This is a genomic window from Brevibacterium sp. FME17 (assembly GCF_014897515.1).
Taxonomy (GTDB): Bacteria; Actinomycetota; Actinomycetes; order Actinomycetales; family Brevibacteriaceae; genus Brevibacterium.
Genome location: NZ_JABUYD010000006.1, coordinates 127,821 through 142,108, shown reverse-complemented (window position 1 = coordinate 142,108; position 14,288 = coordinate 127,821). Strand labels below are relative to the sequence as shown.

The following is a 14,288-nucleotide window of genomic DNA, read 5'->3' as shown; positions in this document are numbered from 1 at the left end:
TTCGGGTCATTTCTTGTCTCCTCGCCGAGACTTCGACCACGTCCGGGCCCCGCAGTTAGCTCGGCTTCAGACTCCGGCGATATCCTTGAACCATGAATGAAGCGGCGGTCTGCCACCAGTGAGCACTCAGGTATTCGAATCGGTCACCCGATTCACGTCTCGCGCCGCCGTTCCCCTCGTCGTCATCGGCGGACTCGCTGTGGGTCTGGCCGCGATGCTATTCACCGGAGCGGCTTCTGCGACGCTCCTCAATGACCCAGGTCCCTACGTTCGGTACGGTCTGCCCGCCGCGAAGTTCGTCTTCAACATTTCGATGGCACTGACCTTGGGCGCACTGATGTTCGCCCTCCTCATCCTGCCCCGCACCCGGGGGCGCGGCAGGAGCCGGAAGGCGACTTCCGCAGCCGCCAATTCTGGGGTCCCCGACGAGACCCCGCTCAATGTGCTGTGGGAAAAGACCCTGAAGATCGCCGAGGTGGCCTCGGTCGCCTGGACCATCTCCGCCGTGGCCGTCCTCGTCCTCACCTTTGCCGACACGGTCGGTGCGCAGGCCTACCTCGACTTCTCCAATCAGCTCGGCGTGTTTCTGACCCAGATCGCCTTCGGTCAACTCTGGACACTCATCGTCGTCCTCATCGCCGTCACCTCGACCCTGTGCTTCGGCACCCGCAGCTACCTGGGCATCGCTTTGGCAGGCGTCCTCGGCGTCGGCGTGGTGATCCCGCTGGCGCTGATGGGACACTCCGCCGAAGCCTCCGGACACACCCAGGCCGTGAACAGCATCGGTCTCCACCTAGTGGGCGTCATCATCTGGTTGGGCGGCCTCTTCACCATCGCTCTTCTGGGCTCGGACCTCGCCCGCTCGCACCAGCTGCGCACCACGATCGAACGCTATTCGTCGTTCGCGCTCATCGCCTTCGCCATCGTCGCCTATTCCGGTGTTGTGAACTCCCTGCTGCGCGTTCACAGCTTCGCTGACCTCATGACCCCTTACGGGCAGGTGATCGTGGCGAAGGCTTTCGCGACTATTCTGCTCGGTCTCGTCGGGTTCTGGCATCGCCAGTTCGTCATCCGACGACTGGGGGACGCCGCCTCGGCGACTAGGGAATTCTGGCGCCTCATCATCGTGGAATTCATCATCTTCGGCGCCACCATGGGCCTCGCGGTCGCTCTGTCACGGTCTCAACCCCCGGTTTCCCAGGAACCTGTCGGCGACCCGACCCCCGCAGAGATCCTGACCGGCGACCCACTTCCGCCCTCGCCGAGCTTCGCCCGCTACTTCACCGAATGGTCCCTGGATCCGCTGTGGGTCGTCGTTGCCGTCGGCCTGTCTGCGGCCTATATCGTCGGGTTCATCAACCTCCGGCGCCGAGGTGATTCCTGGCCGATCCATCGCCTGATCTGCTGGCTGCTCGGCATGATCTTCCTCGTCTACGTCACCTCCGGCGGTGCCCGGGTCTATGGCGAGATCCAGTTCTCCGGACACATGATCCAGCACATGCTTCTCATCATGGTGGTGCCCCTGCCGATGGTCCTCGGTGCGCCCATCACGATGCTCATGCGGGGGACGAAGGCGCGCACGGACGGTTCGCGCGGCATCCGCGAATGGGTGCTGTGGCTCGTCCATACTCCGTACATGAGGTTCTTCGCGAACCCGATCTTCGCAAGCGTGAACTTCGCTGGTTCGCTTGTGATCTTCTATTACTCGGGCATTATGAAATACGCGCTCGAATGGCACCTCGGCCATGAGCTGATGATCATCCACTTCCTCGGCGCGGGCTATCTGTTCGCGCAGGCGCTCATCGGCATCGATCCCGGAGTGAAGCGACCGGCGTATCCGCTGCGCCTGCTCATGCTGCTCATCACGATGGCCTTCCACGCGTTCTTCGGCATCTCGATCATGAGCTCAGAAGTTCTCATCGAGGGTGATTGGTTCGGAAACATCGGCGCTGACTGGGGCTACTCGGCAATCGAAGATCAACAGTTGGGTGGTGGAATCGCCTGGGGCATCGGTGAGCTCCCCACCCTGTTCATCGCGATCATGGTGGCCTTCCAATGGTCGAAGTCCTCGGATCGCGAAGCCAAGCGAAGCGACCGCCGCGAAGCCCGCACCGACGACGCAGAACTTCGCGCCTACAACGACATGCTCGCCAATATGGCACAGCGCGACGCGAACTCCAGCCCACGAGGCAGATGACTGCACACCTCGTGTGCGGGAATGTGCACAGATAATTCCCGAATTCGAGCCGTTCCTGCACCCATTCATTCTTCACATGGCGCACACTGTTGCTTGGATCATATTTATCTACGGCGTGACACAATCCGCGCCGATGACGTGGACCTGAAGCCGCATAGCTGGGGCTTACAGGCACACCTCCGCACGGGCTGAGACGCCACAGCAAGTCGATTCGCGCATTCAACGCTGATGCGGATCGTGGAAATCAAGGAGAGTCATGAGTTCTTCGAACAATGCCGAGAGAAAGACGATTCGCACCCAGCTGCGCAAGGTCGTCGCCGCCTCGATGGCTGGAACTATCGTCGAGTGGTACGAGTTCTTCCTCTACGGAACCGCGGCCACGCTGGTCTTCCATATCCTGTTCCCGCCCTCGGACGACCCGCTGAACGCGATCCTCGCGGGCTTCGCTACCTATGCTGTCGGGTTCATCGCGCGGCCATTCGGCGGCATCATCTTCGGCCACTTCGGCGACAAGTACGGACGCAAGAAGCTGCTGCAGCTCTCGATCATCCTCGTCGGTGCGGCCACATTCCTCATGGGCTGCCTGCCGACCTTCGACTCGATCGGCTATTTCGCTCCGGTTCTGCTGGTCATTCTGCGCCTGATCCAGGGGTTCGCCGTCGGCGGCGAGTGGGGCGGCGCCGTCCTTCTCGTGGCCGAGCACTCCCCGAACAGGGAACGCGGGTTCTGGGCATCCTTCCCGCAGTCGGGTGTGCCGCTGGGCAATCTGCTTGCGACCGGTGTGCTCCTCGTCCTTACGGCAACACTTACCGAAGAGCACTTCATCTCCTGGGGCTGGCGCGTCGCCTTCTGGCTCTCGGCCGTCATCGTACTCATCGGTTACTACATCCGCACCAGGGTCTCCGACGCTCCGATCTTCAATGAGGTTCAGTCCGAAGAGATCGAGGAGGGAGTGGACTACGGCATCAAGGCCGTCTTCAAGCGCTACCCCCGCGAGGTTTTCTCCGCGATGGGACTGCGATTTGTGGAGAACATCCACTACTACCTGGTCGTGACCTTCTCGATCACCTATCTGGCCATCGCCGTCGGTGTCGAACAGGCAGAGATCCTCGGCGTACTGCTCGCCGCCCACGCAATCCACGCAGTCATCGTGCCACTGGTCGGAGCGGCAACGGACAGAGTCGGTCGTAAGCTCCCCTACGGCATCGGCATCGCGTTGACGGCCACCTGGGGCTTCTTCGCGTTCCCGATGTACGACACCGGCAACGCCTTCGTCATCTTCCTCGCACTGCTCATCGGCCTCATCTTCCACGCACTGATGTATGCCGGTCAGCCGGCCATCATGTCGGAGATGTTCCCGACCCGCATGCGCAATTCGGGCGTCTCGACCGGCTACCAGGTCACGGCTATCGTGGCCGGATCGTTTGCGCCGATCATCGCCACTGCGCTGCTGCAGAAGTTCGAGTCCTCGGTGCCGATCGCGTTCTATCTCCTCGCAGCCGCTGTGATCTCGATGATCGCGCTTCTGTACACGAAGGAGACGAAGGGCATCGATCTGCGTTCACTGGATCAGGTGGACAAGGACCGTCGAGACGCCGCGCAGCGCTGATCATTTCATGCTGATCGCGCTGAGCTGATCAGATAAGGCTGATCAGCTCACCACCACACGGTATCGGGCGGTTCCGATGAATATCGGCACCGCCCGAAACCATGACAGCGCACAATACAGTGGAAGCACAACACGTTTGAAGGGACAGCAATGGTCGATCTCAGCAGCAAACGCGCCCTCGTCACAGGGGGCGCCTCCGGCCTCGGCAAGGCTATGAGCGAAGCTTTCGCCGCAGCCGGAGCGCACGTTATCGTCGCAGACGTCCACGCGGAGTCTGCGGAAGCCGTGGCCGACGACATCGGAGGGCAGGCGTGGACGGTGAATCTCGCGGATACCTCGGCGCTGGATGGGGTCGATCTCGACGTCGACATCCTCATCAACAACGCCGGCATACAGAGGATCCACCCGATCACGGAATTCCCGCTTGAGGAATGGCGGCTCATCAACACTCTCATGCTCGAAGCCCCCTTCGTGCTCACCAAGGCCGTGCTGCCGGCGATGTGCAAAAGGGGATGGGGGCGGGTCATCAACCTCTCCTCGATCCACGGCCTGCGCGCCTCGGCGAACAAATCAGCCTATGTGGCCGCTAAGCACGGGCTCATGGGACTGACGAAGACGACCGCGCTGGAAGCCGGCCCCCAGGGCGTCACCTGCAACGCCATCAACCCGGGCTACGTGCTCACACCCCTGGTCAAGGGGCAGATCACGGACCAGGCGAAGACGAACGGCATCAGCGAAGACGAAGTGCTCGAGCAGGTCTTCCTCGGCCACTCTGCGGTGCCGAAGCTTGCCGAACCGGAGGATATTGCGCAGTTGGCGCTCTTCCTGGCCAGTGACGCGGCCGCCGTCATCAACGGCAGTGCCCACAGCATCGACGGTGGTTGGTCCGCGGCCTGAGACCCTAAGTCTCGACGTGCGAGTCTGTCTCAGAGAACTTCGAGGACGCTGCGGACCCCTGCATTGCGCAGGGATTCGTGGCGGACCGAAGCCCAGTAGGAGACAGGCTTCGAGAACTCCTCAGGCAGCACCTGCACGAGGCGACTGTTGCCCACAGCGAGGAAGTCGGGCAGGATCCCGATCCCAACTCCGTCTGATGTGGCAAGCACGTGCGCATGCACCGAGGTGGAGCGGAAGAATCCCTTGCCGCGCGGCAGTGCGTTGCCCGCCTCGTCGAGGTCATTGACCTGGAGCGAGTTCTCGATGTAGTAGACAAGACGATGCTCGGCAAGATCGTCAAGCGTCATCGGCAGCGAATGGGTTTGCAAGTATTCGCGGGAGGCGTAGAGCTGAAGCCGATAGTCGCGGATGTGCTTCGCGACGCTGCGTGGAGCGTCTGGCCGGCCGACGACGACCTCGATATCGACGCCCGACCGGTACTGCCGGGCCCGCTGCGTTGCCGTGATGAGTTCGAACTGCAGACTGGGATGGCTCCGTTGCAGCTGGGCTAGGGCCGGCACCGCGAATTCCAGGGCGAAGGCCTGCGGACAGGCCAGGCGAATCGTCCCGGATAGGGCAGAGCTGGAGTGGGCGTCGATGCGCCCCAGGGCAGACTCGATGTCCTCGGCCACCGGCAGCAGGAGTCGTCCGGCAGTGCTGAGCTCCCAACCGTCCGGTGAGGCCACGAGCATCCGCTCGCCGTAGGCCTTCTCCAGCGCTGCGATACGTCGGGACACCGTCGTGTGGTTGAGGCCGAGGCTGTGCGCGGCGGCGGTGAACTTTCCCAGCCGAGCCACGGCAAGCAGTGTCAGCAGATCTTCGGGAGAGATCTGCGAACCGGACCCGCCTGGTGCATATGAAGCCATAGTGGTTCCATCCTATCTGCGTGCGCGCACATATCCGGTGCGGAATATGTGATTCTGCGCGAACCGTGTTGCCTCAGCGACTGGCGTAATGTGAGGGGAAACACTGCACCACCTGAAGAACATGATGCGAGGAGGCATATTATGTCGACAATTGGATGGGTCGGCCTGGGAAACATGGGTCGTCCGATGACCGCGAATCTGGTGAAGGCCGGTCACACTGTGAATGGTTTCGATCTCGTGCCAGAGGCCGTCGCCGCGGCAGCTGAACACGGTGTCACTGCCGTGGGCTCGATCGCCGAGGCGGTCGCCGGCGCCGACATCGTCTTCACAATGCTGCCGAAGGGTGAGCACGCCCGCACCGCATACCTGGAGCCCAACGGCGTGCTGGCCAATGCTGACAGGAAGACCCTCCTCGTGGATTCCTCGACCATCGACTTCGACTCCGCCCGCGCCCTGCACTCCGAGGCAGCCAAGGCCGGCTTCCGCTTCGTCGATGGTCCGGTCTCCGGCGGCGTCACCGGCGCCGAAGCTGGGACTCTGACCTTCATGCTCGGCGGAACCGATGAGGATGTCGCCGAGGCGAAGTCCTTCATCGAGCCGATGGCCGGCAACATGTTCCACGCCGGTGGAGAGGCCGCTGGTCAGGCCGCCAAGATCGTCAACAACATGATGCTCTCGATCAGTCTGCAGGGCGTTGTCGAAGGTGCAGTGCTCGCCGAACGTTTCGGGCTTGACCCGAAGGTCTTCTACGACATCGCAACAGTCTCCTCCGGAGACTCCTGGCCGCTGCGCACCTGGTACCCCGTGCCCGGCGTGACCGAGACCGCAGCCTCGAACAACTCGTTCCAGCCCGGCTTCGCCACTGCACTCATGCACAAGGATGTTGGGCTCGCCCTCGCCGGTGCCGAAACGCAGGGCCTCGACCTGCCGGCCGCGCAGCTCGTCCACGCTCAGCTGCAGAAGCTCATGGACGAGGGCTTCGACGGCCTCGACACCTCGGCGCTGATCAGGAACATCGATCCGAAGGCCCCGGGCCTGCCCGAGTAGATGCTGCAACGCGACCTCATGGCTCGCAGACTCCGGGTTCTCAGTCGACCGCTCCCACGGTCGGCAGTCCACCCGGGCCTGCAGGCTGCGCAGGGACGTGGAAGACTGGAAGCATGAGTTCTTCAGACACACCTGCATCACTGACCGAGGACGCGATCGCGTCTATCAGAGACAACCTTGACGAGGTTGCCGAACGCACAGCGACCGCCGCCGAGGCGAGCGGACGAGCACGTGATGACGTGCGCGTGCTGCTCGCGACCAAGACTCAACCGGCAGAGAGGATCCGCGTCGCCATCGAGCACGGCTTCACGCTCATCGGGGAGAACAAGGTGCAGGAGCTGGTGAGCAAGGCCGATGACATTGCGGATCTGGACCATCAGGCGCATCTCATCGGCCCCCTGCAGAAGAACAAGGTCAATCACACACTGCGCCATGCGCACTGCATCCAATCCGTCGACACTCTTGAGCTTGCGACGAAGATCAGCAATCGACTGGACGTCCTCGATCAGACCATTGACTGCTTCGTGCAGGTCAACACCTCGCGTGAGGACTCGAAGTCCGGGATCGCGCCCGAGGATGCTGAGGCACTCATCTCCGAACTTCGTGGGTTCACCCGGATGAGATTGCGCGGACTCATGACGATCGGTCTTCCCGGGCGGACGCCCGAAGAGATCCGTCCCAGCTACACCGAACTCCGTGAACTCAGCGAGAAGCTCCTCACCTCGGGCGTCATGCCCGCCGAAGCGAGCGAACTCTCCATGGGGATGAGCAGCGACTTCGAACTCGCCATCGCCGAAGGCGCCACCATGGTCCGCGTCGGTTCGAGCGTCTTCGGAGCCCGCGACTAATCCTGACGCGGCTTCAAGGCACGGCCGTCACTACCGCTGGGACTCTGCGCCTTCTGGCGGAAGTGGGCTCGCAAGCCGTCGATGAGCGCCCCGCGCCAACAGGCAAAGTCGTGACCGCCCTGATAGACAGACAGCGACGTCTCGCACCCCTTATTGCTGAGCACCTCAGCGAGTCGGCGCGTGTGATCGATCATGAGGTCCTCTCGGCTGCCGACGGCGAGGTGGAACTCCACCTCGGGGCGCTTCGCCTCTGAGAACTGGCACGTCAGCCAGGTGTCGGTGTTGAGTCGGTTGAGATCGGCCGGGCTTGCCTCGCCTCCCGGATGCCACCAGAGCGACGATGAATGTGCGAGGACTGCACCGACAGCTGTGGGGGAGTCGAGTGCCATGAGCAGGGCCGACAGCCCGCCCAGGCTCTGACCTCCAACGATCCGCTGCGAGCGGTCGGGCAGCGCATAGCCCTGCTGCCCCAGATCATCCTCGATCTGTGGCAGCAGCTCATCTGTCACCTGCTTGAGGAACTCCCGGTTGCCTCCAAGAGCGCCGACCCGCAGCGCGCGGCTTCGGGCGCCGATGCCGATGATCACGATCGGCGGCAGACCGGCCGCTTCGCAGGCGCGGGCCACATCGAGCCCTTCGAACCAGTCGTCGCCGTCGAAGAGGACGAGCAGACCCTCCGGCCGCTTCGTGTCGGGCGTATAGACGTGCACCGGGCAGGTGATCCCACCGATCTCGCGAACGGAAGTAGTTACGAATCCGGGGGCCGCCTCGGCGGAGGACCACATGCTGTGATCGGGTGCCAGGGGCCCGGAGAACACGGAGGTCCCGACGGTGGGCTCGGACACGTTCGGCCTGCGCAGGGGCGCATCGGCGTTGAATCCATCGACGAATACCGACGGCCCGACATTCCGCCCCGTGCCCATCGGCTCTGGCATGTCCGAGGTCGAGGGGCTGAAACCGTAGGAACAGCGGAGATCGGCGGGCAAGGTCAGGGTCACGCCCCAGATTCCCGTGCCGGGCACGCGGCTCATGATGCCCAGTGCCTGACGGTGTTTGTCGGTTACCCGATTGGCCACGAGTCTCACACTGCGGATCTCGGGGTCGGTGACGCGGTAGAGGAATGTGATATCCCGCATATCTTCGTCGGTCTCACACGGGTTGACTATGGGGGTGCCGAGCGTGGCGACGTCATTCCAGAATCGCTCCTCGCTGTCGGCAGAAGCGCTGGCGATCCCGGTGTCGGCCCCAAAATAGGCGGCCTGAATGTCTGTGAAGCGCACGAATGAATCCTTGCAGATGGTCCTTCTGGGCAGGTGTGGACGGTATCGTCCGAGCAGCCGGGTGAGTATCGCATTGCGGACCTCGAGGTTCCGCGCTGGACAGGACTGCTGACAACATTGCTAGTCTAAGGGATTAGGTTAGGCTTACCGACATAGAAGCTCATCGGATTCTTGACGTGCTGGGTGGACTCAGTCGCCGGTCGAGTTCTCTGCACCGCTCCATCGCGATGGCTGGCAGACCCACGAGCACCCTGAATGGCTTCACCCTGAACGGAACCACGACAACGTCGCCCGGGATCTCGGAAGAGATCGCGGCTGTACCAAGGAGAGCAATGAAAAAGAGCTTGACGATCATCGGTGCCGCTTGTGCCCTCGCACTCGCCGGCTGTGGAGGGGCCAGCTCCGGAGCCACGAATGACACCTCCGACGAGGCGGATTCGGGCTCAGACCTCTCTGTCCCCCTTCCGGAAGGCTGGGAAAAGGTCGGGGGAACAAGCGACTTCTCCTCGATCGAGGCGGAGCCGAAGCTGCCGGCGAAGGTCAAGGACGGCACGGACACCGAGGTCGAGGTCAAGGACATCGACAAGATCATCGTCGCCGGGGACGGGGTCGCCTCCACTCTCGGAGCGCTCGGCCTCAAGGACAACATCGCCGCCGCACCCGAGAACTCGACGTCCCCGGAGGGGCTTGGGGCGCCGGAGCACTTCGAATTCACGAAGGAAACGGGAGTCGAGGGACTGCTCGCGATGAACGGCACCCTCTTCATCGGCGACAACACCAAGCGTCATGGCTCGGTCGCCGAGCAGTTCCGTGACGCCGGCACCGAAGCTGTCGTCATGGATGATCAGCAGTCGCAGGGAGACAAGCTCAAGGCCGTTGCTTCCTATGTGGGAGCCGAAGACGCCGGTGAGGAACTGGCCGAACTCGTTGACGACCAGCTTGCCGATGCCGCCACGATGGCCAAGGAATCCGATAAGCAGGATCTGTCCGTCATCGAGGTCACGGCCAATGGTGCAGGCGGGCAGAACGCAGTGGCGGGCACCGGAACGCCGGGCAATGAGATGATCGAGACCCTCGGCTACACGAGCGTCGGGTCGGAGTCGAAGCTGCGCGGATACTCCCGCGAATTCAGCAACGAGGGAATCGTCTCCTCTGCGCCCGACGTCATCGTCATGGCCGAATCCGACTACGAGAAGTGGGGCGGTGAGGAGGGTCTCTGGGAGGCATTCCCGACGCTCCAGCAGACCCCTGCCGGAGAGAACTCCGCGATCTTCGTCATGCCCGATGCCCAGCTGAAGTATTCCAGCCCCGAAATCGGCGTCGGAGCCCAGGCTCTCGCCAAGGCCGTCGCGAAGCTTCCGTGACTCGGTCAGTCTCCGAGCACAGCAGTGTCACGAAGGATCATCGTGGCACTGCTGAACCCGGTCAGCGCACAGACCAGAAAGCCGAGAGGCGCGCAGACAAGAAGTCGGAGAGGCGTCATGATGTGCGACGGCTGCCGCTTCTGACCTGTGTGGTCATCGGCCTGGCCGTTCTGGCTCTGCTCATGACCATCTCGGCGTCGGTCGGTCCGCTGCGCATACCGCTCGGCGACGTCGCCCGGATCGTGTTCGCCCAGCTGGGACTCGTCGACGGTGGGGACCTCAGCCAGCGCGACGTCTCGGTCGTGTGGCAGCTGCGCGTCCCCCGCGTGCTCATGGGCGTCTTGGTCGGCGCGGCGCTGGCGATCTCCGGTGCCGCTCTGCAGAGCCTATTCAACAACCCGCTCGCCGACCCCGGCATCATCGGGGTCAGCGGCGGAGCCTCGGCGGGCGCGGTCGGCGTCATCGTGCTCGCCGGCAGCTCCATCACCTGGCTGCTGCCTCTCGGCGCCTTCCTCGCCGGTCTCGCGGTCACCGGCCTGATCTACGTCCTCGCTCGGCCCGGTCGCAACACCGGAACCTCGCGCATGCTGCTCGTCGGTATCGCCGTGGGGTCCGGATGCCAGGCGCTGACCGGCTTCTTCACGTTCATCGCCGATGATGCGCAGCTGCAGACGCTGACGTTCTGGCAGATGGGCTCGCTGAGCAAGGTCACCTGGGCGCAGATAGCGGCGACCGTGCCGATCTTCGTCATCGGGTTGGCCATTCTGCTCATCAGCACCCGCGCTCTCGACGTGCTCACACTTGGGGAACGCGAAGCCCAGCACCTGGGTCTCAACGTCAAACGGAGCCGCCTCGTCATCATCGTCGCGACCGCACTGCTCACGGGTGCGGCGGTCGCCTTCGCCGGTGCTATCGGCTTCGTCGGGCTCGTCGTTCCGCACATCGTGCGCATCATCGTCGGCCCCGGCCACCGAGGACTGCTCCCGATCTCGGCGATCGTCGGATCGATCCTCATCGTCGCCGCCGACTGCGCTTCCCGCGTTGTGGCCCCGCCGGCCGAGGTGCCCATCGGACTCTTCACCGCGGCCGTCGGTGCGCCCTTCTTCCTGTTCCTGGTCGTGCGAATGCGGAAAAGCTCATGGTGACGAAGATGATGAGAGAAGTGATGAAGGAAGCAGAGGACCCCACCGCCGAGGTTGTCATCCGAACAGAGGATGTGACCTTTGCCGTCGACGGTCGTGAGCTCGTCTCCGGAATCTCGTTCAGCCTGCGGGCCGGGGAAGTCGTGGCTCTCGTCGGGCCCAACGGTGCTGGAAAATCAACGATGCTGTCCCTGCTGGCCGGAGATGTCGCGCCGACGCAGGGCAGGGTGGAGATCTCGGGCATCGACGTTCGTTCGTGGAAGCCAGGACCCCTGGCGAGGAAGCGATCGGTCATGCTCCAGCACAACAGTTCGAACTTCTCGTTCAGTGTGAGAGAAGCCGTGCATATGGGGCGTCTGCCCTGGGGCGTCGACCCTGTGCGCGACGAGGAGCTGGTCGCCGAGGCGATCGAGGACTCTGATCTCGCCGGTTTCGAAACCCGGGATATCACGACGCTGTCCGGTGGCGAGGCCGCTCGTGTCTCCTATGCCCGGACGAGAGTGCAGACGACGCCCGTCATCTTCCTCGACGAACCCACCGCGGCCCTCGATCTCAAACACCAGGAGACCCTGCTGCGATCGGTCAGGAATCTGCGAGATGAGGGAGCGGCCATCATCGTGGTCCTCCACGACCTCAATCTCGCTCTGAGATATGCGGACCGAGTGCTCGTCTTCGGCAATGGAGAACTCGTCGCCGATGGAGTACCGGAAGAGGCGTTGAGCGAGGAACTCGTCGAGGAGGTCTACGGCCAGCGCGTGCGCAGGCTGAAAGCCGAAGGAATCGACACCCCGATCCTCATCCCCGTGTGACGTGCGAAGCCCAGACCCGAGGTGTGCGAAGCTCCGGTTTGAAACGTGCGGAGCCCCGCGGAACCCACAAAGCGCGGAGGCGCGCCATCCCGGGCCGCGACGGAAGGTCACATGATGACACCCGGACTCCCGCCTCGGCGGTGAATCTGTGAAGATGGAGGCATGACTAACAGTCCGCAGGAAACCGCAGCCTCGGCGGGAGATCCCTCCGCTGCATCATCGTCCACCGCGTCGAAGTCCGCCGCGCCCCACGTCGTCAAGGTGCGCGCACCTGAACTCATCGGCCGCCGATGGATGAATTCCGGAGGCAAGGAGCTGAGCCTGGCCGACTTGCGCGGCAAGGTGATCCTGCTCGATTTCTGGACCTTCTGCTGCATCAACTGTCTGCACGTGCTGGACGAGCTGCGCCCGCTCGAGGAGAAGTACGCACAGGAACTCGTCATCGTCGGCGTCCACTCCCCGAAGTTCGAGTTCGAGCGCACAGTCGAGGCCGTCGATCAGGCCGTCGAGCGCTACCAGGTCGAACACCTCGTCCTCGACGACCCGGACCTCGTCACCTGGCAGGCCTACACCGCCCGGGCCTGGCCCACATTGGCCGTCATCGACCCCGAGGGCTACCTGGTTGCGACCCTGTCGGGTGAAGGCCACGGCGCAGGGCTCGGTGAGATCATCGAGGGGCTCATCGAAGAGCACTCGGCGAAGGGCACACTGCACTCCGGCGACGGACCATACGTGCCGCCACCAGCGCCGGAGACCGAGCTGTTCTACCCCGGGAAAGTCACCGCACTGCCCTCAGGCAACCTGCTCGTCGCCGATTCGGGACACCACAGCCTCGTCGAATACGATTCCAGCGGACAGACGATCATCCGCCGCATCGGCACCGGTGAACGCGGAGCGGACGACGGCGATCTCACCTCGGCGAGTTTCAGCGAACCCGGCGGCATCACCGTCCTCCCCGATGATGTGGCGGCGAAGGCCGGCTATCACCTCGTCGTCGCCGACACCGTCAATCACACGCTGCGCGGCATCAACCTCGAGACCGAAACCGTGACGACGATCGCCGGCACCGGTGCGCAGCATATGGTCGGCGCGATCGACAACGTGGTCGGCACCTACGGTGAACTCGGCCGCTACGACGGTCCCGCTCTCGACGTGAAGCTCTCCTCGCCGTGGGATGTCCTCTTCGTCCCTTCCACCGCCGAGGTGGTTGTGGCGATGGCAGGCAACCACACCATCTGGTCGTTCGACCCCGAAGCCGGGGCGATCCGCCTGCTCTCGGGCACCATGAACGAAGGCCTGGCCGACGGCGACTCTGAGAACGCGTGGTTCGCGCAGACATCGGGCCTTGACCTCAGCTCCGACGGTGATGTGTTCATCGCCGACTCTGAGACGTCTGCGATCCGCCGCCTCGACCCGAACACCGGAGCCGTGTCCACGCTCATCGGCGAGGGACTCTTCGACTTCGGATTCCGCGACGGACCCGCAGCCGAAGCCAGGCTGCAGCATCCCCTTGGGGTGCGGAGACTGCCTGATGGTTCGATTGCGATCGCCGACACCTACAACGGGGCGATCCGCCGCTACGACTTCACCACGAACGAGGTCTCGACCCTGGCCCGTGGCCTGCGCGAACCTTCCGACATCTTCGTCCTCGAAGCCGCCTCAGCCGCCTCAGCCGCCTCAGCCGCCTCAGCCGCCGAATCGACCGACGGCACCGAAGCCGCTGAAGCCGAACTCCTCATCGTCGAGTCCGCCTCACACGCCCTGACGAGAGTGAAGCTGCCCAAGGATGCTCAGCGCGTCGACGAGGGTGCGCTCACCAGCAATCGCCCTTCGACCGAGATCGCGTCGGGCCCAGTGTCCGTGACCGTGAGCTTCACTGTTCCAGCAGGTCAGAAGCTTGATGACCGGTGGGGTGATCCTACGTATCTGCAGGTTTCGTCGACACCTCCAGAGCTCATCGTCTCCGGCGACGGAGGAGCGGAAGGTCTCAAGCGCGACATCGTCATCAACCCTGAACTTGCATCAGGGGTCCTGCACGTGACCGCACGCGCTGCCGCCTGCGACGGCGAACCAGGCGGAGAGATTCCATTGCACGCGGCATGCCATCTCTACCAGCAGGACTGGGGCATTCCAGTCGACCTCGTCGCCTCCGCCCCCGCTGAACTCACCCTCGACCTCCGCGGAGCCTGA

11 protein-coding genes are annotated in these 14,288 nt (G+C 63.5%); 9 read left to right on the top strand and 2 right to left on the bottom strand.

What is annotated here, in order from left to right; all coding sequences use genetic code 11:
- Positions 1-118: 118 nt before the first annotated feature.
- From INT40_RS08040 to INT40_RS08030, 3 genes are all read left to right on the top strand, one after another.
- Entirely contained in the window at positions 119-2,197 is a 2,079-nt protein-coding gene (locus INT40_RS08040; RefSeq protein WP_193071584.1) for a cytochrome c oxidase assembly protein, read from the top strand.
- Positions 2,198-2,453: 256 nt separating this feature from the next.
- On the top strand, positions 2,454-3,806 hold the full coding sequence (locus INT40_RS08035; protein WP_226830947.1) for an MFS transporter: 1,353 nt from the start codon (positions 2,454-2,456) through the stop codon (positions 3,804-3,806).
- 150 nt (positions 3,807-3,956) lie between these two features.
- Entirely contained in the window at positions 3,957-4,703 is a 747-nt protein-coding gene (locus INT40_RS08030) for a 3-hydroxybutyrate dehydrogenase (RefSeq protein WP_101571624.1), read from the top strand.
- A gap of 29 nt (positions 4,704-4,732) precedes the next feature.
- On the opposite strand, the gene INT40_RS08025 is transcribed toward INT40_RS08030, so the two are convergent.
- On the bottom strand, positions 4,733-5,608 hold the full coding sequence (locus INT40_RS08025; protein ID WP_193095878.1) for a LysR family transcriptional regulator: 876 nt from the start codon (positions 5,606-5,608) through the stop codon (positions 4,733-4,735).
- A 90-nt stretch (positions 5,609-5,698) separates the two neighbouring features.
- Here INT40_RS08025 and mmsB point away from each other — a divergent pair, with 90 nt between their 5' ends.
- A complete protein-coding gene (gene mmsB, locus INT40_RS08020) occupies positions 5,699-6,655 on the top strand; it encodes a 3-hydroxyisobutyrate dehydrogenase (protein ID WP_374701023.1) in 957 nt (318 codons plus the stop codon).
- A 113-nt stretch (positions 6,656-6,768) separates the two neighbouring features.
- Entirely contained in the window at positions 6,769-7,503 is a 735-nt protein-coding gene (locus INT40_RS08015; protein WP_193095877.1) for a YggS family pyridoxal phosphate-dependent enzyme, read from the top strand.
- Here the strand turns inward: INT40_RS08015 and INT40_RS08010 are convergent.
- Positions 7,500-8,783, bottom strand: coding sequence for an alpha/beta hydrolase-fold protein (locus INT40_RS08010; protein WP_096159516.1), 1,284 nt, complete (start codon positions 8,781-8,783; stop codon positions 7,500-7,502). The genes INT40_RS08015 and INT40_RS08010 overlap by 4 nt on opposite strands.
- Positions 8,784-9,115: 332 nt before the next feature.
- Between INT40_RS08010 and INT40_RS08005 the strand changes: the two genes are divergently transcribed.
- The 4 genes from INT40_RS08005 to INT40_RS07990 all read left to right on the top strand — a co-directional run bounded on the left by INT40_RS08005 (position 9,116) and on the right by INT40_RS07990 (position 14,288).
- Complete coding sequence (locus INT40_RS08005) at positions 9,116-10,147, top strand: heme/hemin ABC transporter substrate-binding protein (RefSeq protein ID WP_096159515.1); 1,032 nt, start codon at positions 9,116-9,118, stop codon at positions 10,145-10,147.
- Positions 10,144-11,292: a FecCD family ABC transporter permease gene (locus INT40_RS08000; RefSeq protein WP_257930125.1), complete on the top strand. Its 1,149-nt coding sequence runs from the start codon at positions 10,144-10,146 to the stop codon at positions 11,290-11,292. Before INT40_RS08005 ends, INT40_RS08000 begins: the two co-directional genes overlap by 4 nt.
- A 20-nt stretch (positions 11,293-11,312) precedes the next feature.
- Positions 11,313-12,098, top strand: coding sequence for a heme ABC transporter ATP-binding protein (locus INT40_RS07995; RefSeq protein WP_096159537.1), 786 nt, complete (start codon positions 11,313-11,315; stop codon positions 12,096-12,098).
- Positions 12,099-12,260: 162 nt separating this feature from the next.
- Complete coding sequence (locus INT40_RS07990) at positions 12,261-14,288, top strand: NHL domain-containing thioredoxin family protein (RefSeq protein WP_193095876.1); 2,028 nt, start codon at positions 12,261-12,263, stop codon at positions 14,286-14,288.

Bases quoted from the DNA above. Each gene is read 5' to 3' on its own strand.
- INT40_RS08035 (WP_226830947.1), top strand. From the start codon at position 2,454: ATGAGTTCTTCGAACAATGCCGAGAGAAAGACGATTCGCACCCAGCTG.
- INT40_RS08030 (WP_101571624.1), top strand. From the start codon at position 3,957: ATGGTCGATCTCAGCAGCAAACGCGCCCTCGTCACAGGGGGCGCCTCC.
- INT40_RS08005 (WP_096159515.1), top strand. From the start codon at position 9,116: ATGAAAAAGAGCTTGACGATCATCGGTGCCGCTTGTGCCCTCGCACTC.
- INT40_RS08015 (WP_193095877.1), top strand. From the start codon at position 6,769: ATGAGTTCTTCAGACACACCTGCATCACTGACCGAGGACGCGATCGCG.
- INT40_RS07990 (WP_193095876.1), top strand. From the start codon at position 12,261: ATGACTAACAGTCCGCAGGAAACCGCAGCCTCGGCGGGAGATCCCTCC.
- INT40_RS08025 (WP_193095878.1), bottom strand. From the start codon at position 5,608: ATGGCTTCATATGCACCAGGCGGGTCCGGTTCGCAGATCTCTCCCGAA.
- INT40_RS07995 (WP_096159537.1), top strand. From the start codon at position 11,313: ATGAAGGAAGCAGAGGACCCCACCGCCGAGGTTGTCATCCGAACAGAG.